Genomic DNA, 21,764 nt, shown 5'->3' with positions numbered 1-21,764 from the left:
TGGGGATCAGCGTTCCCGGACCACGGCGACGGGGCACCCGGAGTGCTGGATGAGCTGTTGGCTGACCGAGCCGAGCAGCATCCCGGCCAGCCCGCCCCGACCCCGGCTGCCCACCACCACAAGCCGTGCGGTGCGGCTCGCCTCGATCATCATCGCCGCCGGGCTGCCCGGTACGAGGTCGACGGTGACGGCCAGCTCGGGAAACGTCTGCCGCCACGGCTCCACTGCCTGCTCCACGGCGGCCTGCTCGCCCGACACGCCGGCAGCCGCGCTCGGCCCTTCGGTCCAGGCGTGCAGCACCCGCAGCGGCACCCGCCGCCGCGCTGCCCGTTCGGCAGCGAAGCCGAGCGCCACGAGCGACTGCTCCGAGCCGTCCACGCCGACCGCTACCGGCCCGTCCGTCCCGCCGGCGGTCCCGTCGCGGACCACCACGACGGGGCACCGCGCGTGCGCGGCGACCGCCACCGCCGTCGACCCGGCCAGCAGCCCACCGAACCCGCCGTGGCCACGGCTGCCGAGCACCAGCAGTCCGGCGTCGGCCGAGCGTTCCTGCAACACCAGCGCGGGCGGGCCGTCGTACACCTGGCCGGTGACTGTCAGCCCGGGATGCTGTGCCGTGGCGTCCGCCGCGGCCTTGTGGACCAGGTCGTCGACCTGTCGACGGGCGGTGTCGTCCGGCCAGATACCGGGTGCCACGCCCGGACCGACCCAACTGGCCACTGTCAACCACTCGAAGACGTACGCCAGCCGCACCGGCTGGCCGCTGTGCTCGGCCTCCTCAAGCGCCCAGTTCACTGCCACCGAGGCGTCGGTGGAGCCGTCGTAGCCGACCAGGATCTCGGCGTCACGCACGTCGTCCTCCTCAACGATTCGTCGGGTCGGTTTCGCGGACCCAGCGCCACTCCGCCACCTGCGGATCGTCCTCGCCGTGCTCGCGGGTGTAGTCCCGGGCCGCGTGCCGGGCGTCGACCATCCGCTGGCGCAGGTGCGCGGCGCGGGCGGCCAGCCCCGGCACCCGGTCGATGACGTCGATGACCAGGTGGAACCGGTCCAGGTCGTTGAGCATCACCATGTCGAACGGTGTGGTGGTGGTGCCCTCCTCCTTGTAACCGCGCACGTGCAGATTCTCGTGGTTGGTACGCCGGTAGGTGAGTCGGTGGATCAGCCACGGATAGCCGTGGTACGCGAAGATGACCGGCCGGTCCGCTGTGAAGATGGTGTCGAACTCGTTGTCCGGCAGGCCGTGCGGGTGCGCGGTCTCCGGTTGCAGGCGCATGAGGTCGACGACGTTCACCAGCCGTACCTTCAGCTCCGGCAGGTGCTTTCGCAGCAACTCGGCGGCGGCAAGCGTCTCCAGCGTGGGGACGTCGCCGCAGCAGGCGAGCACGACGTCCGGCTCGGTGCCGCTGTCGCTGCTGGCCCACTCCCAGATGCCCAGGCCACGGCGGGTGTGCTGGACGGCCTCGTCCACTGTGAGCCAGTTCGGTGCCTGCTGTTTGCCGGCCACCACCACGTTTATGTAGTGCCTGCTGCGCAGGCAGTGGTCCATCGTGGCGAGCAGTGTGTTGGCGTCCGGTGGCAGGTACACCCGCACCACCTCGGCCTTCTTGTTGACGACGTGGTCGATGAAGCCCGGGTCCTGGTGGGAGAAGCCGTTGTGGTCCTGCCGCCACACATGGCTGGAGAGCAGGTAGTTGAGCGAGGCGATCGGCTGCCGCCACGGGATCGCCCTTGTCACCTTCAGCCACTTGGCGTGCTGGTTGACCATCGAGTCGACGATGTGGATGAACGCCTCGTAGCTGGTGAACACGCCGTGCCGGCCGGTCAGCAGGTAACCCTCCAGCCAGCCCTGGCACAGATGCTCGGAGAGCACCTCCATGACCCGGCCGTCGGGCGAGAGGTGGTCGTCGCCGGGCACCGTGCCGGCCATCCACACACGGTCGGTCACCTCGAAGGCGGCGCCCAGCCGGTTGGAGGCCACCTCGTCCGGGCCGAACAGCCGGAACGTCTGCGGGTTGGCGGCGATGACGTCGCGGATCCACGGGCCGAGCACGCCGGCCGCACCGGCCATCGGCGTGCCCGGTTCCGGGACGTCCACGCCGTACGTCCGGAAGTCGGGCAGGTCGAGGTCGCGCAGCACCAGGCCGCCGTTGGTGACCGGGTTGGCGCTCATCCGCCTGTCGCCGCGCGGCGGCAGCGTCCGCAGCTCCTCCACCGGGGCGCCGGTGGCATCGAACAGTTCCTCGGGCCGGTAGCTGCGTAGCCACTGCTCCAGCTCGGCGAGGTGCTGCGGGTTGTCGCGGACCTTCGACAGCGGCACCTGGTGGGCGCGGTAGGTGCCCTCGACCTGGGTGCCGTCGACCTCCGCCGGGCCGGTCCAGCCCTTCGGCGTACGCAGAATGATCATCGGCCAGCGGGGGCGTTCGACGGCGCCGCCCGAGCGGGCCTGACGCTGGATCGCGGCTATCGCGTCCAGCGCCTCGTCCAGCGTGGCCGCCAACATCTGGTGCACCAGGGCCGGCTCGTCGCCTGCCACCACGTACGGCTCGTAGCCCGAGCCCCGCATGAGGTCGAGCAGGTCCTCCTCGGGGATCCGGGACAGCACTGTCGGGTTGGCGATCTTGTAGCCGTTGAGGTGCAGGATGGGCAGCACCGCGCCGTCGCGCGCCGGGTTGAGGAAAACGTTGGACAGCCAGCTGCCGGCCAGCGGCCCGGTCTCCGCCTCGCCGTCACCGACCACGCAGGCCACCACGAGGTCCGGATTGTCGAACGCGGCGCCGTAGGCGTGGCTCACTGCGTACCCCAGCTCGCCGCCCTCGTGGATCGAACCCGGCACGTCCGCCGCGACATGGCTCGGGATGCCGCCGGGGAAGGAGAACTGCCGGAACAGCTGGGCCATCCCCGCCTCGTCGTACGCCACGTCGTGGTAGCGCTCGGACCAGGTGCCCTCCAGCCACGTGTTGGCCACGATCGCCGGGCCGCCGTGCCCGGGGCCGGTGATCAGCATGGCGTTGAGGTCACGTGCCACGATCACCCGGTTGAGGTGCGCGTAGATCAGGTTGAGCCCGGGGCTGGTGCCCCAGTGGCCGAGCAGCCGTGGCTTGATGTCCTCGGGGGTCAGCGGCTCGCGCAGCAGCGGGTTGCCCAGCAGGTAGATCTGCCCCACCGTGAGGTAGTTCGCGGCACGCCAGTAGGCGTCCAGCCGACGGAGTTCGTCGTCGGTGAGAGGGCGCTGCGCGTCGAGAACGGTGTCCATGATGCTGCCTCTCGGGTAGGGGCGGGCCTCCGGCTTTCAGCCTCGTCGCTGTCGATGCCTTACGTCAGGGCCGTCGGTCCCGGTTCGGGCGGGTACCCGGCCCGGCGAGCGGCACCTCGGCCAGGCCGCGTACGACGACCACGGGGGCGGGGGAGTGGTAGAGCAGGGACTGGGCCACGGCGCCCAGAATGGCTCGTCCGGGTTCGTCGCCACGGGCGGCGACAAGCACCACCTGCGCCGACCGGGACGTGTCGACAAGGACCTTCCCTGGGTCACCGCGCACGACGCGGCACTCGGTGGACACCTCCGGGTGGTGGTGGGCGTGGCGGTCCATGGCCTCGCCGAGTTGCTCGGCGACCGCGTCGGTGTCCTCGTCGGTCTCCGCCACCCGCATCGCCAGCAGGGGGGTGTCGCGTCTCGCGGCGCAGGCCAGCGCCCAGCGCAGGGCAAGGTGGGAGCTGGGTGAACCGTCCACGCCGACCAGCACCGGGCCCTGTGGCGGAGGTTCGCGGCGAACCACGAGCAGCGGGCAGCCGGCTCGCGCGGCCAACTGCACGGCAGATGTCTCGGCGGGAACGCCCTGGCCGCTGCCTGCCATCCCGCTGTCGCCGACCGCGAGCAGGAAGGCCGTCTCGGACCGGCGGATGAGGGTGGGCAGCATGGCGCCCTCGACGATCTCGGCGTTCACTGTCAGATCGGGCTCGATCCGGTGGGCGAGCTGGGCGGCCTGGGTGATCAGCTCCTCGGCCTGCTGTCGGGGTGCGGCGACGGTGTCCGCCGAGAAGGCCGCCTGCCAGTTGAAGACGTGCAGCAGGTGCAGTGCTCGGCCGTGCCCGGCGGCCTCCCGCGTGGCCTGCTCGACGACCGCGAGGTCGTGCTCCGAGCCGAGGCCGACGAGCACCTCCGCGTCGGCGGGTGCCGCCATCCGATATCACCTCCCGGGCGTCGCGCCCGGTACGACCGCGCTGTCCCTCACCGAGGGTAGTCGGGTGGCAGGGGGTGGCGGGGCGGATCGCCGTCGTTGTCCGGCGCGTCGTCAACTGAGGTTGACAACGGTGGTGGTGTCAACGTATGTTGACGGCATGAGTCAGGCGACAGAACTCGCGGCGGCGGCCGGCAGCACCGACCCACGGGTCGGCCTGCGTGCCGTCCGCGCGCTGCGCCGGCTGCTCGAGCGGCTCGAGGTGGTCCAGGTGGACAACGCCCGTCGACAGGGCTGGTCCTGGCAGGAGATCGCCGACGCGCTCGAGGTCAGCCGGCAGGCGGTGCACAAGAAGCACGCCGGGCGGCCGGCGGTCAACAAATCCTGGGAGGCGTGATGTTCGAACGGTTCACCGACCGGGCTCGCAGCGTGGTGCGGCGGGCGCTGGAGGAGGCACGGGACGAGGGCCAGCGGCCGGTCGGCACCGAGCACCTGTTGCTCGCACTGCTCGCCGACGACGCCGGTCTGGCCAGCCGGGTGCTCGCCGACGCGGGCGTACGCGCCGACGACCTCCGCGCCCGGATCAGGCAGCACACCGCTACGGGGGGCGCCGGCCTCGGCGACGCGGACGCCGCCGCCCTGCGGGAGATCGGCATCGACCTGGCGGCGATCGTCGCCCGGATCGAGCAGTCCTTCGGCCCGGACGCGCTGCGCGAGGCAGTACCGGCGCCCCGTCGTCGCTGGGGGCGCAAGCGGTACCTCGGCGGGCCGTTCTCGTCCCGGTCCAAGAAGGCGCTGGAGTTGTCACTACGTGAGGCGCTGCGGCTGCGTCACCGGCACATCGGCACCGAGCACATCCTGCTCGGGGTGCTCCGCGAGGGCGGTGGGCTGGGCGCCCTCGTGCTCACCGAGTCCGGGGTGGGCCTCGACGACCTGCGCGCCCGGGTGGAGACCGCGCTGCGGACGGCAGCCTGACCAGGTCCGGCGGCGTTTGAAACCTGTCTGTGGCACTCCCGACGCCGCCGGCTCGCCGGGTCGCTGAAGCCGCCACAGTGCTGCACACTGGCGCCGTGGATGCTGGACAGGACAGGCGGCCCTCGGGCGGCGACGGCGGGCTGCGCTCCGCCGTGGTGGTCAACCCGGTGAAGGTCGACGATCTCGACGAGCTGCGCCGCACTGTGAACGACGCCCTGGCCACCGCAGGCTGGCCCGAACCACAGTGGTTCGAGACCACCGTCGACGACCCGGGCCGGGGGCAGACCGAGCAGGCAGTCAAGGCCGGCGTCGATCTCGTCTTCGCCTGCGGCGGCGACGGCACAGTGATGTCCTGCGTCAGCGGGCTGGTCGGCACCGATGTGGCCCTCGCGGTGCTGCCGCAGGGCACCGGCAACCTGCTCGCCGCCAACCTCGGCCTCTCCACCGACCTCGCCGCCGGGATCGAGGTGGCCATCGAGCGGGGTCGGCGGCTGCTCGACGTCGGCGCCGTCGAGGACAACTACTTCACAGTGATGGCCGGCATGGGCTTCGACGCCCAGATGCTCGCCGCCACCAACGAGACCACAAAGGCCCGCATCGGCTGGCCCGCGTACGTGGTGGGCGCCGCCCGGCACCTGCGCGACCGGCCGATGCGGGTGCAGATCCGCATCGACGACCGACCGCCGGTACGCCGCCGCGCCCGCTCGGTCCTCATCGCCAACGTGGGCCGCCTACAGGGCGGCGTACACCTGCTCACCGAGGCCGAGCCCGACGACGGCTGGCTCGACGTCGCCGTCCTCACCCCGCGCAACCTGCGGCACTGGCTCGCGCTCGGCTGGGCGGTGATCCGCCGCAGTGGGCAGGTGCCACGGATGGAGGTGTTCCGCGGCCGGAAAATCGAGGTCACCAGCAACCGGGCGCAGCCCCGGGAACTGGACGGCGACCTCATCGCGCCGGGCCGGCAGCTGCGGGCCGAAGTCCGACCCCAGGCGCTGTGGCTCTGCGTTCCGCAACCCGAGGACAGCCCCGACCTGGCCGTGGACGCGCAGGGCGCCGGGGAGCGGGGCGAGCAGCTGATCGAAGAAGCGCGCCGTGAGTAGCACCCGGATAGTGCCGGAGACCCGGCTGATGGCCGACGCCGAACTGTCCGCCGACGACGCCTGGCACACGCTGCGCCGCGAGGGCGGCTGGCACCTGCTGCGCGACGCCTTCGTCCGGTTCCGCTACGGCGACGGATTCAGCCACGCGCGGGCCTTCGCGTTGCAGCTCTGCCTCGCCGTGGTGCCGTTCATGATCGCCCTCACCGGCCTGATCAGCGAGCTGGGCGGCGAGGCCAGCCGGGTCGTCGCCGACACCGTGCTGGCGCTCAGCCCCGGGCAGAGCGATCAGGTGGTCGCCGAACTGCTCGGCGAGGGCGAACGCGTCGAGGACGCCGGGGAGTTGGCCCTCACCCTCGGTCTGCTCACCGGGCTGGTCACGTTGACCACCACGATGGCCCAGATCGAACGGGGCGCCAACCGCATCTACGGCGTGGAACGGGACCGCCCGGCGCTGCGCAAGTACGTCCGCGCCTCCGTCCTGGCCGTCACCGCCGGCCTGCCCGCGCTTGCGGGTTTCCTCATCCTGGTCGCCGGTGGCGCCGTCGGCGACTCGGTACGGAAGCACTACGAGTGGGGTGCGCTCGCCAACGGCATCTGGGACGTGGTCCGCTTCCCGCTGAGCCTCGGGCTGACAGTGCTCGCCGTGGCCGTGCTGTTCCGGCATGCGCCGCGTCGACGGCAGCCCGGCCTGTCCTGGCTGTTCTTCGGCGCCGGCATCGCCACCGCCCTCTGGTGGCTGGCCAGCCTGCTGCTCGCCGCGTACGTGCGGTTCAGCGACGACTTCGGCCAGACCTACGGCGCGTTGACCGGCATGATGGCGCTGCTGCTCTGGGCCAACCTCACAGGCATGGCGCTCTTCGGTGGGCTGTCCTTCGCCGCCCAACTGGAGGCGCTGCGGATCGGCGTGCAGGAGCCCGCCCAACCCGACCTGTGGGAGCCCGAGGCGGACCGCTCCGAGCTCCTCGACACAGGCGACATGTCCGCCCTCTGACCAGCCCTCCGACCCGCCCCACGTGTACGCGCGACGCGGATCGGGTAAAGCGCCTCGCCAGGTAGACAAGGGAGGTGCGGGGTGACCGCGGTCAAAGAGGTGGCGCGGCGTCCGATCGGTCATTTCGCCGAACGGAGCATCGCGGGTCTGGTCGCCGTCACAGGCGCCGGGGTGGCCTTCGGGCTGCTGCTGTTGCTCGTACGGGCGCGGTGGAGCCCGTTGCAGGACGCCGACCACGCGGTGGCCGAGTGGTTCAACTCGCTCGTGGCGCCGCACCATCCGCTCGTCACGGTGCTCCAGGCGGTGACCGACCTGGGCGGCCGGCCGATCCTCATCTGGCTCGTCACGATCGCCGTGGTCGGGCTGCTGATCCGGCGCCAGTCCCGGCTGGCCGTCTACCTGATCATCACGGGTGTCGGTGGTCTGATCCTCGACCCGTCGCTCAAGGCGCTCGTCGGCCGGCTCCGCCCCGTGGTGGACGTGCCGATCGCCAGCGCCCCCGGCAACAGCTTCCCGAGTGGGCACGCGCTCGGCTCGTTCGTCGCGTACGGCGCGCTGCTGCTGGTGTTCCTGCCGGCGATGGCGCCCCGCTGGCGTAAGCCGGCGATCGTCGGCGTCGGCGTGCTGGTGGCGCTTATCGGGCTGACCCGGATCGCGCTGGGAGTGCACTTCGTCTCCGACGTGTTCGCCGGCTGGCTGCTGGCCGCCGCCTGGCTCGGCGTGACCGCGTACGCCTTCCGGCTGTGGCGGCGCGAGCGTGGCCGGCCGGTGCCGTCGCTGGCCGAAGGGCTGGAGCCGGAGGCAGGGCACGACATCGCCCCCGCCCCGGCCGAGGAGCACGTGCTGGCCCATCCCCGCTCGGCGGTGGCCGAACTGCTTGTCGGCTGGGTGCTCGTGTTCGGCGCGCTGTACGCCTTCGGCATGTACGTCAGCTACCACGCCAAGGGCACCTTCTTCGACACCCTCGACACGGAGGTGCCGCGCTGGTTCGCCGAGCGGCACACCGATGTGTTGACCGACGTGAGCTGGTGGTGGAGCAAGTTCGGTGACACCCACGCGATTCTGCTGATCTCGCTCGTGTTCTGCCCGCTGGTGCTCGCGGTGTGGCGCCGCTGGCGTCCGGTGCTGTTCGTGGCGCTGGCGATGATCGGCGAGCTGACCCTCTTCCTCGCCTCGGCCCGGGCTGTCGACAGGCCGCGCCCGCCGGTGGAGAACCTGGACGGGCCGATGCCCACCTCGTCGTTCCCGTCCGGGCACATCGCGGCCACGATCTGCGTGTGGCTCGCGATCACCGTCATCGTGTTTCCGCGTACCGACCGTTGGTGGCGTTGGATTTTCGTGGCGCTGGCCGTGATCGTGCCGGTCGGGGTGGCCACCTCGCGGATGTACCGGGGAATGCACCACCCGACCGACTTCATGGGCGCGATCCTGCTCTCCGCGCTCTGGATCGGACTTCTCTACTTCGTCATCCGCCCGAACGCCGACCTGAAGGAAGGCAACCAGCCGACCATCGAGTCGGAGGACGTGGACACCCTCGACGACGAGCTGGCGCGCGCCGGCCGGCCTGACTGAGCGTCCCGTGCTGCGGGTGCTGACCTGGAACATCCGCACCGGCGGTCGGGACCGTGGCGGTCCCGACCGCTTGGACCAGGTGGTCGAGGTCGTCGCCGGGCTGGCACCGGACGTGCTGGCGTTGCAGGAGTTGCGCGGCTTCGACCGGGGCGGACTCATGGCGCAGGTGGCGGGCCGGCTGGGCATGACGGCCCACCTGGCCCGATCCTGCTTCGGTCAGCCCGTGGCGGTGCTGGTCCGGCCGCCGCTGCACGTCCTGGACGCGGGCACGCTGCGCCGGCCGTTCCACCACGCCGCAGCCCGCGTCGTGGTGGCCACCTCGGCCGGCCCGCTGACGGTGCTCGGCACCCACCTCTACCCGTACTCCGGGGGGCGCCGACGGATGGAGGTCGACTGGCTGGTGGCGGCGGCGCGACGCGCTCCGGGGTCGCTGACGCTCGTCGCCGGTGACCTCAACTCGCTCGACCCGACCGTCGACCACACCGCACGCCTGGCCGGGCTGCCCGACCTCTACCGGAGACGGCACCTGCGGCGTGGCGGCGGTGCCGTGGACACTCGCGCCGTCGCCCGGTTGCTGGCCGCCGGGCTTGTCGACCTGTGGCCCGCCTCTGCCGACGGCGCGCCGGAGGCCGACGGTCTGACAGTGCCCACCCGCTTCGGCGGGGCAGAATTCGCCGGGATGCGACTGGACTACCTGTTCGGCACCCCGGAGGTGGCCGCTCGGGTGCGTGAGTGCCGGGTGGTTCGCGGCGGGGTGGCCGACACCGCCTCCGACCACTATCCGCTGCTGGCCGAGCTGGCACTGGACCCGGCACCCCACTGACCGGCGGCGCGACCCGGATGTCCGCTGTGGCATCGACCGGTTACCGTGCCCACCGTGAACGACCGCCACGGCGATCCGCCATTCGGCCACAGGAGAGACTCCTGTGTGACCGGTCCGGCAGGACTCCCGCCCGATCCTTTCGTGGCGGAGCCGGCCGCCGTCGAGCTTTCGCCTGTCGCGGCCGTCGCGCGCGGTGTGGCGCTGATCGTGGTGCTTCCGGTACGCCTGCTCTGGGAGCTGATCGCGGCCTCCGGCCGGCTCCTGCAACGCCACGTTCTCGACCCGACAGGTCGCTTCCTGCACCGCTGGCTGCTGGCGCCGCTGGCCTGGGCGCTGCGTACCCTGCTCTGGCTGCCGCTGGTCTGGGCGGGGCGCACCCTGGTCTGGCTGCCGCTGGTCTGGCTGGGGCGGGGCCTCGCATGGAGTGCCCGCGTGCTGGTCTGGGTGCCCCTCGTGGCGCTCGGCGGCCTGCTGGTGGCGGTGGCGCTTGCGGCCGCGCGGGGGATGCGCTGGCTGGTGTGGGAGCCGCTGGTGTGGCTGGGGCGCGTGGTGATCCGCCCGCCGCTGGTCTGGTCGGGCCGCGCGGTGCGCTGGCTCGTCGACCGGGGCGTGGTCCGGCCGCTGCGGTGGCTGGGCGCGGTGCTCGCTCCCCTGGGCCGGCAGCTGTGGCAGGGGTTCGGGGTGCTCGTCGGTGCGGTGGCCGCCGCGCTGACCTGGCTGGGCCGGTGGTGTTGGTGGGCCATCCGGGGCGTCGGCCTGCTGATCGTCGCCGCGGTGCTCGGCGCGTGGCGGACAGCCGGATGGCTGCTACGGCAGCTCCACCGGCTGCTGCTGCGTCCGCTCGGGCGTGCGCTGCGCTGGGTGTGGCGGCACACAGTCGTCCCGCTGCTGCAAGGTGTGCGGTGGGTCTGGTCGGTGACCGTCGTGCCGGTGGCGCGTGGCGTGCGGGCGCTCTGGCGGGCCACTGTGACGCCGGTGGCCCGGTGGATCCGCCGATCGGTCCTCGATCCGGCCCGGCTTGCCACCCGCGAGGTGTTCAGCGCCCTGGGCCTGCGCCGCTGACCAACCGCTCAGAGCACCACGTTGAGCAGCACCGTGAGCACCACCGAGGCGAGGATCGAGAAGAGGACCATCAGCAGGCAGCCGAGGCCACCGCCGAGGGGCCGGATTTCCGTGTTGCCGAAGCGCATTGGTTCACCTTGTCGTCAGAGTGGGGGTTGCGTCGTCAGAGCGGGGGCGAGCAGGTGGCGGATCGCGTCGGCGACCGCCGTCGGGGCGGTGGTGGCCACGTTGTGCGCGGCACCAGGGACCACCACCAGGTCGGCTCCGGCCAGCCGGGCCGCCTGAGCCCGCCACCCCGCCGGTACCACCGGATCCCGGGCACCGGCGACGACGAGGGTCGGCGCGGTGATCCGTACCAGGTCGGCCTCGACGGCGTTGCGGGCCGAGTGCGACAGCGACGCGAAGACCCGCCAGGGCCGGGCGTTCCACACGTCGCGTACCAGGATCGGCGCCTGTAGCGGCGCCTCGCGCGAGGTGTCCACAAGCCACCTGCCGAACAGCGCCCGGCGGGACCGTGCCGCCGGGTCACTTGTCGGCGAGGCGAGCACCAGCGCGCGTACGGACCCGGGGTCGCTCGCGGCGAGCGCGGCGGCCACCTCAGCGCCGAAGGAGTGCCCGAGCAGGCAGACCGCCGGCAGCCGGTACGCGGCCAGCCAGGAGGCCAGGTGCTCGGCGTGCCGCCGTACGTCGTAGGCGCGCCGGGGGCGTTCGGTGAGCCCGAATCCGGGCAGGTCCGGCACGTACACCGGATGGGTAGCGGCGAGCGCGACAGCCAGCGGGGTGAGGTAGCGGTGCGAGACCGCCAGCCCGTGCACAAGCACCACGGGCGGTGCGCCGGTGCCCGGGTCGCAGCCGCGCCTTGTGTGCGTGCGTAACCCGTCGACGAGCCGCCATTCGCTTGTCAGCCCTGCGGCCGGCCGGGGCGCGGCGAGCGCCAGCCGTAGTTCCGCCCGACCGAATCGACCGGTGGGGGTCGTCCTCACAGCGCCCGCAGGCGGGGCAGCAACTGCTCCTGCGCCCAGTCCAGGAACATCGGCTGGGTCTCGCCGCCGACCTGGATGATCGCCACGTGGGTGAAGCCCGCGTCGACGAACTTGCGGAACGCCTCGACGTGCGCGTCGACGTCGGGGCCGCAGGGGACGCCCTCGGCGACGTCCTCCTCCCTGACGAACTGGGTGGCGGCGGCGAAGGACTCCGGCCCCGGCAGGTCGGCGTTGACCTTCCAACCCAGCCCGAACCAGCGGAACTGGTCGTGCACGATCTTGCGGCACTCCGCCTCGTCCGGGCCGTAGCAGATGGCCACCTGCCCGTAGCGGGGCTGGCCCGCGCCACCGGCGTCGTCGTACATCTCGATGAGGTGCCGGTCGGGCTCGGTGGAGACCAGGCCGTTGCCGTATTCGGCGGCCAAGGTGGCGGACTGCCTGCCGGAGGCGGCGATCGCCATCGGCACGGGCCGCTCCGGGCGGTCCCAGACGTAGGCGTCGGGTACGTCGAAGTGGTTGCCGGAGAAGGTGAGCGTCTCGCCGTTGAGCAGCGGCCGGATGATCTGCAACGCCTCCTCGAACATCTCGTGCCGCTGCTGCACGTGCGGCCAGCCGCCCACGACATGCTCGTTGAGGTTCTCGCCGGCGCCCAGACCGAGGGTGAACCGCCCGTCCGAGAGCGCCCCGATGGTGCTTGCCTTCTGCGCGACCACTGCCGGGTGGTAGCGGCGGATCGGGCAGGTCACGAACGACATCAGCTCCGCGCGGGAGGTGGCGTGGGCGACCGCGCCGAGCACCGACCAGGCGTACGGGGAGTGGCCCTGTTCGTCCAGCCAGGGGTAGTAGTGGTCGGAGATCACCAGCTGGTCGAAGCCGGCGGCCTCGGCGCGTACCGCGTGGTCGACCAGTTGCTTCGGACCGGCCTGCTCGCACATCAGGGTGTAGCCGACGCTCACCATCCTGGTATCTCCTTCCCACCGCCCGGATCGTCCGGGGATACCCAGGGCAGCAGAGCTCAACCCTCCCGTCCGGTTCGTAAGACGCGATGTGCGATCGATGGCGGGTCCACCCACCAGTCAATTAACCGGTTAAGTGCTGTGGCCCGGAGCGCCTGGGCGCTGGACTGCGCGCAGCGCAGCGACCCGCGTCAGCGTGGGCGTCACCGCTGTCCGCGCCTCTGGCCGGTGCACTGAACCGATTGCGGCAAACGATCCATCGCCCTACGCTGATGTCTGCGCCGACGCGAGCCGGGCGCGGCTGCCGGGCTGCAGCTGCCAACCCCTGTCACGTCCCACCCCTGTCGGGCACCGGGGGTCCTCCCTGAGGAATGCCATGAAAACTCGACTCTCCGCCGCCGGTGCGGCACTGCTCGCGCTGCTCGTCGCCGTGCTGGCGTTCGGGCAGCCGGCGCACGCCGCCACCGGCTTCACCGTCTCGGGCGGCAAGCTCTACGACGCCAACGGCACCGAATTCATCATGCGCGGGGTCAACCACGCGCACACCTGGTACCCGCAGCAGACCAGGGCGTTCGCCGACGTCAAGGCGCTCGGCGCGAACACCGTGCGGGTGGTGCTCTCCAGCGGCGACAGGTGGACCCGCAACACCAACGCCGACGTCGCAAACGTCATCTCCACGTGCAAGGGCAATCGGCTGATCTGCGTGCTGGAGGTGCACGACACCACCGGGTACGGCGAGCAGAGCGGGGCCATCACCCTCGACCGTGCCGTCGACTACTGGATCAGCCTCGCCGACGTCCTCGCCGGCCAGGAGAAGTTCGTCATCGTCAACATCGGCAACGAGCCGTACGGCAACCAGAACTACGCCTCCTGGGCCACCGACAACGCCAACGCGATCAAGCGGCTCCGCGCTGCCGGGCTGGCCCACACCATCATGGTGGACGCCCCGAACTGGGGGCAGGACTGGTCGTTCACCATGCGCGACAACGCCGCCTCGGTGTTCGCCGCCGATCCGGCCCGCAACACCGTGTTCTCCATCCACATGTACGGCGTCTTCGACACCGCCGCGGAGATCACCGACTATCTGGGCCGGTTCCGAGCGGCAGGGCTGCCGATCGTGGTGGGCGAGTTCGGCTTCAACCACTCCGACGGTGACCCCGACGAGGACACCATCCTCTCCTACAGCCAGGCCAACGGGATCGGCTGGCTGGGCTGGTCGTGGAGCGGCAACGGTGGCGGCGTGGAGTACCTCGACATGGCCACCTCCTTCAACCCGGCGAGCCTCACCACCTGGGGCGAGCGGATCTTCAACGGCGCCAACGGCATCCGGCAGACCTCCCGGCAGGCGAGCATCTACGACAGCCTGCCGCCGCCGACGACCCCGCCGCCCACCACTCCGCCGCCGACGACCCCTCCGCCGACGACGCCTCCGCCCACGACGCCTCCGCCCGCCGGTGGCTGCACCGCGGCGTACGCGATCATCAACCAGTGGCAGGGCGGCTTCCAGGGTGAGGTACAGGTGACCGCCGGCACCGCCGCGATCACCGGCTGGACCGTGCGGTGGACCTTCGCCAACGGCCAGAGCGTCACCCAGTCCTGGAACGCCACTGTGACAAGCAGCGGCACCACAGTGACCGCCCGCAACGTGGACTACAACGGCCGCTTGGCGGCCGGGGCCAGCGCCAGCTTCGGCTTCATCGGCGGCTGGACCGGCACCAACGCCAGGCCGGAGGTGACCTGCACGGCGAGCTGACCGAAAGCGGTGGCCGGGTCTCGCATCGGACCCGGCCACCCTGCCGACCCGCGGTCAGTGTTCGCCGGTCAGGTTCACGATGACCACCCCGGCGATGATCAACGCGATGCCGGTGAGCTTGACCAACCCGATCGACTCGCCCAGGAACACCGCCCCGATCGCCACGATGGCCGCGGTGCCCAGACCCGACCAGAGGGCGTACGCGACACCGACCGGTATCTCCTTGACGGCCTGCGCCAACAGGAGAAACGCAAGCAGGTAGCCACCGACGCAGGCCACTGTGGGCCAGAGCCGGCTGAACCCGGCGGTGGACTTGAGCAGGCTGGTCGCCACCACCTCGGCGGCGATGGCAATCCCCAGCAGCACGTACGCCATGCGTCCCCTAGCTCTCGATGGTCTTCGCGACTGATCCATCCCCGGTCTCGACGGCGAGTCGGGCGGCCCTCATGGTGAGGTAGCGCTGCTCTGGCAGGCTGTTCGTGCGCGCGGCGGCGGCCCGGTAGTCGGCTATCGCCCGGTTCCGGTCGCCGGCCATCTCGTGCAGGTGCGCGCGGGCGGCGGGCAGGCGGTGGCGCCCGGCCAGCCGGGGGTCGTCGGCCAGAGCGTCGAGAGCGGCGAGACCCACCGCCGGGCCGTACACCATGGCTGCCGCCACGGCCCGGTTGAGGGCGACCACCGGGCTGGCGGCGAGCCGTTCCAACACCTCGTAGAGCGCCAGGATCTGCGGCCAGTCGGTCGCGTCGGTGCTCGGCGCCTCGTCGTGCAGCGCGGCGATGGCGGCCTGCACCTGGTACGGGCCGAGCGGCCCGCGCGGCAGGGCCCCGGTAACCAGCGTGACGCCCTCGGCGATCGCCGCCGCGTCCCAGCGGCTGCGATCCTGGTCGGTGAGCGAGATCAGTTCCCCGGAGGGTCCGGTACGCGCCGCGCTGCGCGCCTCGGTGAGCAGCATCAGCGCCAGCAGTCCGGCGGATTCACTGTCGGCGGGCAGCTGGGCGTGCAGGACGCGGGTCAACCGGATGGCTTCTCCGGCCAGGTCGACCCGGCGCAGGTCCGGGCCGGCGGTGCTGGTGTGCCCCTCGGTGAAGATCAGGTAGAGCACCTGCCGCACCGCTGCCAGCCGCTCGGCTCGCTCGGCGGGCTCGGGAATCCGGAACGGCAACCCGGAGGAGCGGATGCGCTGCTTGGCCCGGCTGATTCGCTGAGCCATGGTGGCCTCGGGCACGAGAAGGGCGCGGGCGATCTCGGCGGTGCTCAGCCCGCCGACCGCGCGCAGGGTCAGCGCGACGGCCGACGCCGGGGCGAGCGCCGGATGGCAGCAGAGGAACAGCAGCACCAGGGTGTCGTCGCGTTCGGCGGTCAACTCCTCGTCCGCGGCTGGTGCGTGCTGCCGATCGTCCGGGTCCCGGCGGGCCACCAGGTCCTCCCGGCGGCGTCGGGCCTGCTCGCCGCGGACCAACTCGATCATTCGGCGGTAGCCGACCTGGATCAGCCAGCCACGCGGGTTGGCCGGCAGCCCGTCGACCGGCCACTGGGTCGCGGCGGCCACCATCGCCTCCTGCATCGCGTCCTCTGCGGCGGCGAAGTCACCGAACCGGCGGGTGAGCACGCCGAGGACCTGCGGCGCCAACTCGCGCAGCAGGTCCTCGATGCGGGGATCGGTGCTCAGCCCTCACACCTCCTCAGGCGGCGCGGACATCACCGGGTGCACCTCGATCGGCATGTTCAGCGGCCGGCCGCCGGGGCCGGGTGCGGTGGAGATGTACGCGGCCAGCTCCACGGCCCGCTGCGGGCTGTCGCAGTCGACGATCCAGAACCCGGCGAGGAACTCCTTCGTCTCGGCGAACGGCCCCTCGGTGACCAGCGGGGTCCCGTCGTCGCCAGCACGGACGATCCGGACCTGCTGGGGGCCGCCGAGGCCCTGCCCGTCGACCCACTCACCGGAGGCGGTGAGCTTGCCGTTGACCTCGCCCATGAACGCGATGTGGGCTTGGATCTCCGCCGGGCTCCAGGTGTCGATGCTGGGGAAGTCGGCCCCGGCGACGCTGAACTGCATCAACAGCATGTACTTCATCGTTTGCTCCTCACGCCTGCGCACCGGTCGTCGGTGCTTTCACCCTGAGGTAGAAGCAGGCGACGTCGTTCTCGACACCCCGGCGGAAAATTCACGGAATCAGTCGACGGCGTCGACCTCCAGCACGAGACTCTGCTCGGCCGGGTCGCCCGCTCCGCCGGGTCGCCCGCTCCGCCGGGTCGCCCGCTCCGCCGGGTCGCCTGCGGCCCGCGCCAGCCGCCTGCCGAGCACCGACGCGCCACGCCCGCTCTAGGGAATCTTTATGTCTGGGGGGCGGTCTAGTCTGACCGCCATGAGTTTCGGTCTTGTTCTGCTACCCGATCCCATCGGACCGTCCTCATTGGAGGCATCGGGTGGCGAACGGGAGAACACGGGCGAGCCGTCGGACCCGCAGGCGTGGGACGCCATCGTCGCCGGCGTACGGGACATCCTCGGTGAGGTGGTCCTGGGCCAGGACGGCCCGACCCGCACGCTGATCCACCAGCCGAGCGGCATCATCGTGCGCCACCGGTCCGGCGAGGCGGCCGTCGATCTGCCGTGCTGGCCGGACCACGAGACGGACGCCACGTGGCTCGTCGAAGCCGTGTACCGGATCGGACACGTCGTGGAGGATGCGACGGGCCTCGTCGCCTACGCCCCGCAACTGGGCGTGCCGCTGACCGAAGCCGAGTCCAGAGTCGACGACGCCCTCGACGCGCTTACCGAAAGCGACTTGACGTGCGTATGGCCACGCGACGGTTTCGCGGTCTACTTCACCGGGACCGCCACCCTCGCCGACGCCGCGCAGTGCCTGAAGCGCATGGTGGTGGCCGAGGAGAGCGACCGGTTGACCGTGCAGGGGCCCGAAAGTCCACCGATGGAGGTGACCTTCGCTGCGGGGCCAGGGATCTCCCACGAGGCAGCCTTCTTCGCCAAGAAATCCGGAACCCCCGAGATGGCCACCCACGGTCGCCGGTTCCTGGTCACCTTCGACGATTTCGAGGAGGTGATCGATGAGATGAACACCCTGATCGACGTGTCCCTGCACCTCCAGGACATCACCAGAGGTTACGTGGTCCGCTCCTGGAACCGCGAGGTGTCGCCGCCGTTCGACGAGGACCCGACGGACGGCAGCTGACGGCCCGGCACTCGATCGAGCCCGCCCCCGCCCCCACCTCCGCGATCTTGCAGTTTGTGTCGCGGATATGAGGCTTTGGTGCCGAAAGTCGAGGCAGAAAGTGCAAGATCGACGAGGGCGAGGGCGAGGGCGAGGGCGCGGGGGCGGGGGCGGGCGGGGGTTCAGCTTGCGGCGGGGGTGACCTCTAGGACGAGGCTTTGTTCCGGGTGCAGCGCGGGTAGTTGTACTCCGATCCGGGCCAGCGCTGCCCCGCTGAGCGTGACACCTGCGTCCACCCAGGTGGGCGGGCGGAGGTCGATGGTGGCCGGGGCCGGGACGTCCGGCACGGGGCGGACCAGGTAACGGCGGGCCGGGTCCAGGCCGGGCAGCCGGACCGCGCCCGGGACCTGCGCCACCGAGGTGGCAAGCCGCGCCACCGCGTACACCGCTCGGGTCTTGTCGTGGGCGACCACGCCGTGCGCCCAGACGGCCGGGTCCGGGTGGTCGACCCGGACCACCCGGCCGGTGTGCAGCAGCGGGCGTAGCCGCTTGTGCAGCGCCACCCAGGCGGCCAGCTCGGTCTGGTCGGCCTCGCTGATCGACGTGATGTCCCACTCGATGCCGGAGTGGCCGAACAGCGCTGTGGCGGCCCGGAACCCGAGGCCGTGCACCCGGTGCGTGGTGTGTGAACGGTCCGGGCCGATGTGCGTGCCGACCAGCTCCGGTGGCAGCAGCAGGCCGGTCCACCGCTGGATGCTGAGCCGTTCCAGGGCGTCGTTGCAGTCGCTGGCCCAGACCCGGTCGGTACGGGCCAGGATGGCCAGATCCACGCGGGCGCCACCTGACGAACAGCTCTCGATCTCCACGTCGGGGTGTCGGCTGCGCAGCTCGTCCAGGAGCCGGTAGACCGCCACGGTCTGCCCGTGCACCCCCGGACGGCCTTCGTGCCCCGCCTCGGTGAGATCCCGGTTGTGGTCCCACTTGAGGTAACCGATGCCGGGATGCGCGGTGAGCAGCGCGTCGAGGCGTTCCAGCAGATAGTCGTACGCCTCGGGGCGGCCCAGGTCGAGCACCTGCTGGTTTCGCCAGGCCGGCGGCAGCCGCCCCGGCACTGCCAGCAGCCAGTCGGCGTGCGCGCGGAACAGGTCGGAGTTCGGGTTGACCATCTCCGGTTCCACCCAGAGGCCGAACTGGAGCCCTCGACCTGTCACGTGGTCGATGAGCGGTTGCAGGCCGTCCGGCCACACGTCCTCGTCGACGTACCAGTCGCCGAGCCCGGCGGTGTCGTCGCGCCGTCCCCGGAACCAGCCGTCGTCGAGCACGAACCGCTCCACCCCGATCTGCGCGGCCCGGTCGGCGAGCGCACGCAGCCGGTCGAGGTCGTGGTCGAAGTAGACGGCCTCCCAGACGTTGAGGGTCACCGGGCGGGGGGAGCGCGGATGCCCGGGTCGTTCCCGTAGGTGGGTGTGCAGCACGTCGCTGAGACCGTCCAGCCCGGCGTCGGACCACACCGCGTAGAGCAGGGGAGTGGTGTAGGACTCGCCGGGGGCGAGCCGGATCTCGCCGGGGGCCAGCAGTTCACCGCCGCCGATCGTCGACACACCGGTGGGGTGACGCTCGGCGAATGTGACGTGGTCACCGCTCCACGCGGTGTGCACCGCCCACACCTCGCCGTCACCGAAGCCGAATCCGGCGGTGCCGGCGATCAGCAGCAGTGTGGCGTCGTGCCCGGTGCGCCCGTGCCGCCCCTCGCGAACCCAGCTGCCGTACTGCCACGGGTGCCGCTGCGGGGACCGCTCCCGGCACCACCGGCCGGTCAGGTCGAGCAGTTCGGTGGCGACCGCCGGCACCGGCAGCACCGGCGTCAGCTCCCGCAGCTCGTACGCGCCGTCGCCGTCGTTGCGCAGCACGTGCCGCACGGTCAGCAGGCCGTGCGGGTCCAGCGTGATCTCGATGGTCAGCGACAGGCCGGCGGCCGGGTCCGACGCCCGTACGGTCAGCCCCGCCGGACCCGTACCGGTGTCGTCCACGTCCAACCCGTCGATGTGGAACGCTGTCGACCAGTCCCGTCCGTCGCGGTGCCCGGCCAGCCCCGGCCGGCCGCTCCAGCCGGCGCTCGGTTCGGGCAGCAGCGACAGCACCGGAGGCTCGTCGAAGCTGCTCGGCACCACCGGCGGTACTGTCGCGTCCACGAGGTGCCGCAGCTCGTCGTCGCCGAGGTCGCCGACGTCGCCACCCCAGTGCACGACCCGGGGCAGCCCCGGGCCGCGTGCGTCGAGCACCAGGCTGGTCCGCGCGCGGCGCAGCTGCAGGATCGTCATCCTTTGGAAGCTCCCAGGGTCAGGCCCCGGACGAAGTGTCGCTGGAGCATGAAGAAGATGACAAGGGTGGGGATCGCGACGAGCACGCTGCCCGCCGAGACCAGGTTGTTGTCGGTGAAGAACTGGCCGCGCAGGTTGTTGAGCGAACTGGTGACGGGGAACTTGTCGCCGGTACGCATCAGCACTGTGGCCCAGAAGAACTCGTTGTAGATCCAGGTCACCTCCAGCGTGGCCAGCGCGGCCAGGGCCGGCCGGCACAGCGGCATGGTCACCTGCCAGTACTGCCGCCAGACACTCGCCCCGTCGACCATCGCCGCCTCGTACAGGTCGCGGGGCAGCGCCTTCATGTAATTGCTGAGCACGAAGACGCAGAACCCGCACTGGAACGCCACGTTGATCAGGATCAGACCCCAGTAGCTGTCGTAGAGCAGTTCGGAGTCGCTCATGAACTCCGGCAGCGGCACCTCGGTGTAGAGGCGGAACAGCGGGATCAGCAGCGCCTGCTGCGGCAGCAGATTGGCGGCGGTGAACACGCCGAGCAGGATGAGATTGAGTTTCCAGCTGAACCGGGCGATGACGAACGCCACGCACGAGGCGAGGAAGAGCGTCAGCAGCACCGCCGGCACGGTGATGTACACCGAGTTGAGGAAGTGCTGGCCGAACTCGGCCGTCCGCCAGGCGGTCACGTAGTTGTCGAAGGTCCAGCCTCCGAACGAGACGTAGCCGTTGGTGGCTGTGTACTCGTAGGAGCGCAGCGACGTCAGCACCGCCCAGGCGATCGGGAAGAGCCAGATCAGCGAGACGGCGATGAGGAAGCCGTGCAGCAGCAGCCGCAGCGGGGTGAGCCTGCGGCGGGGGGCCGGGGCGTCGGCGTCGGCTTCGCCCCCCGTACGCCGGGTCGCGGTCGCGGTGCTCATTGGCGGTTCTCCCTCATCACGGTCGCCAGGTAGATGGTGATGAAGACAAGCGAGACGACGAGCATGATGGTCGCCAGTGCAGAGCCGAAGCCGATCCGGCTCGCCTCACCCACGACGTTCTGGGTGACCAGCGCGGAGATCAGCTCCAAGCCGTTGCGGCCCTTGTTGACCACCCAGACCAGGTCGAACGCGCGCAGCGACTCGATCACCGTCACCACGAGCACGATGACGTTGATCGGCCGCAGCACCGGGAACACCACCCGGAAGAACGTGCGGCTCTCCGAGGCGCCGTCGACGGCGGCGGCCTCCCGCAGTGACGGGTCGACGCCCTTCAACCCGGCCAGGTACAGCAGCATGATGTAGCCGACGTGCCGCCAGCCGGAGGCGATCATGACGGCCCAGATGTTGACGTTCGAGTCGCCGTACCAGTCGATGCTGCTGCCGAAGACCGCGTTGATCAGCCCCTGGTCGCGGGAGTAGAGCAGCTGCCAGACGAAGCCGATCAGGGCCAGCGAGAGCACCACGGGCAGGTAGAGCGCGGTCTGGTAGAACCGACTGCCCTTCAGTTCCTTGTCGAGCAGGACGGCCAGGAACATGCCGAACGGGGTGGCCACCAGGAACAGCACCGCGAGCCAGAGCAGGTTGTTCTGGATCGCCGGCACGAACGGCGGGTAGATGTTCACCACGTCGCTGTAGTTGCGCGCGCCGACGAAGTCGATTTCGTTGAGGGGGCCGATGCCGTCCCAGTCGGTGGCGGAGAGCACCACTGTGGCCGCCGCCGGCAGCCAGATGAAGGCGGTGACGAGCAGCAGCGGGACGAGCACCATCAGCGTGATGACCACGCGGTCGGTGCGGGACAGGAGCCGTAGCCGCCTGCGACGACCACCAGTGGTGGGGGTCGCCGCAGGCGGCGGCACGGCGCGATCCGCTTGGATCAGGGGCAGGTCGGACATCTGTCCTCCCCTT

General features: G+C 71.2%; 21 protein-coding genes. 9 read left to right on the top strand and 12 right to left on the bottom strand.

Translation table 11 applies throughout. The annotated features are described in order from the left end of the window. Positions 1 to 6: 6 nt before the first annotated feature. From F4558_RS18405 to F4558_RS18395, 3 genes are all read right to left on the bottom strand, one after another. The gene (locus F4558_RS18405) at positions 7 to 852 is read right to left on the bottom strand and encodes a universal stress protein (protein ID WP_167945267.1); all 846 of its coding nucleotides are present in this window, start codon (positions 850 to 852) and stop codon (positions 7 to 9) included. Positions 853 to 862: 10 nt separating this feature from the next. Next, positions 863 to 3,256, bottom strand: coding sequence for a phosphoketolase family protein (locus F4558_RS18400; protein WP_167945265.1), 2,394 nt, complete (start codon positions 3,254 to 3,256; stop codon positions 863 to 865). Positions 3,257 to 3,320: 64 nt separating this feature from the next. Then, the gene (locus tag F4558_RS18395; protein WP_053653557.1) at positions 3,321 to 4,181 is read right to left on the bottom strand and encodes a universal stress protein; all 861 of its coding nucleotides are present in this window, start codon (positions 4,179 to 4,181) and stop codon (positions 3,321 to 3,323) included. A gap of 157 nt (positions 4,182 to 4,338) precedes the next feature. On the opposite strand from F4558_RS18395, the gene F4558_RS18390 reads away from it, so the two are divergent. The 7 genes from F4558_RS18390 (at position 4,339) to F4558_RS18360 (ending at position 10,701) form a co-directional block, all read left to right on the top strand. Continuing rightward, a complete protein-coding gene (locus F4558_RS18390; RefSeq protein WP_053653558.1) occupies positions 4,339 to 4,575 on the top strand; it encodes an HTH domain-containing protein in 237 nt (78 codons plus the stop codon). Continuing rightward, entirely contained in the window at positions 4,575 to 5,153 is a 579-nt protein-coding gene (locus F4558_RS18385) for a Clp protease N-terminal domain-containing protein (protein WP_053653559.1), read from the top strand. Before F4558_RS18390 ends, F4558_RS18385 begins: the two co-directional genes overlap by 1 nt. A gap of 95 nt (positions 5,154 to 5,248) precedes the next feature. After that, on the top strand, positions 5,249 to 6,253 hold the full coding sequence (locus F4558_RS18380) for a diacylglycerol/lipid kinase family protein (RefSeq protein WP_053653680.1): 1,005 nt from the start codon (positions 5,249 to 5,251) through the stop codon (positions 6,251 to 6,253). Continuing rightward, a complete protein-coding gene (locus F4558_RS18375) occupies positions 6,246 to 7,244 on the top strand; it encodes a YihY/virulence factor BrkB family protein (RefSeq protein WP_167945263.1) in 999 nt (332 codons plus the stop codon). The genes F4558_RS18380 and F4558_RS18375 overlap by 8 nt, the downstream gene beginning before the upstream one ends. A gap of 81 nt (positions 7,245 to 7,325) precedes the next feature. After that, positions 7,326 to 8,816: a phosphatase PAP2 family protein gene (locus tag F4558_RS18370; RefSeq protein ID WP_167945262.1), complete on the top strand. Its 1,491-nt coding sequence runs from the start codon at positions 7,326 to 7,328 to the stop codon at positions 8,814 to 8,816. Positions 8,817 to 8,823: 7 nt separating this feature from the next. Beyond that, positions 8,824 to 9,639 carry an endonuclease/exonuclease/phosphatase family protein gene (locus F4558_RS18365; protein ID WP_053653562.1) on the top strand — a complete coding sequence of 272 codons (816 nt, stop codon included), beginning with the start codon at positions 8,824 to 8,826 and terminating at the stop codon, positions 9,637 to 9,639. A 141-nt stretch (positions 9,640 to 9,780) separates the two neighbouring features. Beyond that, positions 9,781 to 10,701: a hypothetical protein gene (locus tag F4558_RS18360; RefSeq protein WP_053653563.1), complete on the top strand. Its 921-nt coding sequence runs from the start codon at positions 9,781 to 9,783 to the stop codon at positions 10,699 to 10,701. A gap of 143 nt (positions 10,702 to 10,844) precedes the next feature. Here F4558_RS18360 and F4558_RS18355 read toward each other — a convergent pair whose 3' ends face one another. After that, positions 10,845 to 11,684, bottom strand: a complete 840-nt coding sequence (locus F4558_RS18355; RefSeq protein WP_053653564.1) for an alpha/beta fold hydrolase — start codon at positions 11,682 to 11,684, stop codon at positions 10,845 to 10,847. Next, positions 11,681 to 12,643 carry a TIGR03557 family F420-dependent LLM class oxidoreductase gene (locus F4558_RS18350; RefSeq protein ID WP_167945260.1) on the bottom strand — a complete coding sequence of 321 codons (963 nt, stop codon included), beginning with the start codon at positions 12,641 to 12,643 and terminating at the stop codon, positions 11,681 to 11,683. Before F4558_RS18350 ends, F4558_RS18355 begins: the two co-directional genes overlap by 4 nt. A 373-nt stretch (positions 12,644 to 13,016) precedes the next feature. On the opposite strand from F4558_RS18350, the gene F4558_RS18345 reads away from it, so the two are divergent. Then, a complete protein-coding gene (locus F4558_RS18345; protein WP_167945258.1) occupies positions 13,017 to 14,393 on the top strand; it encodes a cellulase family glycosylhydrolase in 1,377 nt (458 codons plus the stop codon). Between the two features lie 54 nt (positions 14,394 to 14,447). On the opposite strand, the gene F4558_RS18340 is transcribed toward F4558_RS18345, so the two are convergent. From F4558_RS18340 to F4558_RS31990, 4 genes are all read right to left on the bottom strand, one after another. Beyond that, positions 14,448 to 14,768 (bottom strand): DMT family transporter, encoded by a 321-nt coding sequence (locus F4558_RS18340; protein ID WP_053653570.1) that lies wholly within the window; start codon positions 14,766 to 14,768, stop codon positions 14,448 to 14,450. A gap of 7 nt (positions 14,769 to 14,775) precedes the next feature. Further along, entirely contained in the window at positions 14,776 to 16,059 is a 1,284-nt protein-coding gene (locus F4558_RS18335; protein WP_167947549.1) for an RNA polymerase sigma factor, read from the bottom strand. Positions 16,060 to 16,062: 3 nt separating this feature from the next. Then, entirely contained in the window at positions 16,063 to 16,464 is a 402-nt protein-coding gene (locus F4558_RS18330; RefSeq protein WP_053653572.1) for a YciI family protein, read from the bottom strand. A 99-nt stretch (positions 16,465 to 16,563) separates the two neighbouring features. Continuing rightward, positions 16,564 to 16,695, bottom strand: a complete 132-nt coding sequence (locus F4558_RS31990; RefSeq protein WP_280845066.1) for a hypothetical protein — start codon at positions 16,693 to 16,695, stop codon at positions 16,564 to 16,566. A gap of 61 nt (positions 16,696 to 16,756) precedes the next feature. Here F4558_RS31990 and F4558_RS18325 point away from each other — a divergent pair, with 61 nt between their 5' ends. Beyond that, positions 16,757 to 17,581 (top strand): hypothetical protein, encoded by an 825-nt coding sequence (locus F4558_RS18325; protein ID WP_167945256.1) that lies wholly within the window; start codon positions 16,757 to 16,759, stop codon positions 17,579 to 17,581. Positions 17,582 to 17,742: 161 nt separating this feature from the next. On the opposite strand, the gene F4558_RS18320 is transcribed toward F4558_RS18325, so the two are convergent. Genes F4558_RS18320 through F4558_RS18310 form a run of 3 tightly spaced genes read right to left on the bottom strand, consistent with a single transcriptional unit; the run spans position 17,743 to position 21,751 of the window. Then, a complete protein-coding gene (locus F4558_RS18320) occupies positions 17,743 to 19,881 on the bottom strand; it encodes an alpha-galactosidase (protein ID WP_167945254.1) in 2,139 nt (712 codons plus the stop codon). Further along, a complete protein-coding gene (locus tag F4558_RS18315; RefSeq protein WP_245241343.1) occupies positions 19,878 to 20,798 on the bottom strand; it encodes a carbohydrate ABC transporter permease in 921 nt (306 codons plus the stop codon). The genes F4558_RS18320 and F4558_RS18315 overlap by 4 nt, the downstream gene beginning before the upstream one ends. Continuing rightward, positions 20,795 to 21,751: a carbohydrate ABC transporter permease gene (locus tag F4558_RS18310; RefSeq protein WP_167945252.1), complete on the bottom strand. Its 957-nt coding sequence runs from the start codon at positions 21,749 to 21,751 to the stop codon at positions 20,795 to 20,797. Before F4558_RS18310 ends, F4558_RS18315 begins: the two co-directional genes overlap by 4 nt. Positions 21,752 to 21,764 lie beyond the last annotated feature (13 nt).

It is taken from the genome of Micromonospora profundi, from assembly GCF_011927785.1.
In the GTDB taxonomy this organism is placed as follows: Bacteria; Actinomycetota; Actinomycetes; order Mycobacteriales; family Micromonosporaceae; genus Micromonospora; species Micromonospora profundi.
This window is presented reverse-complemented; position numbering and strand designations above follow the sequence as displayed.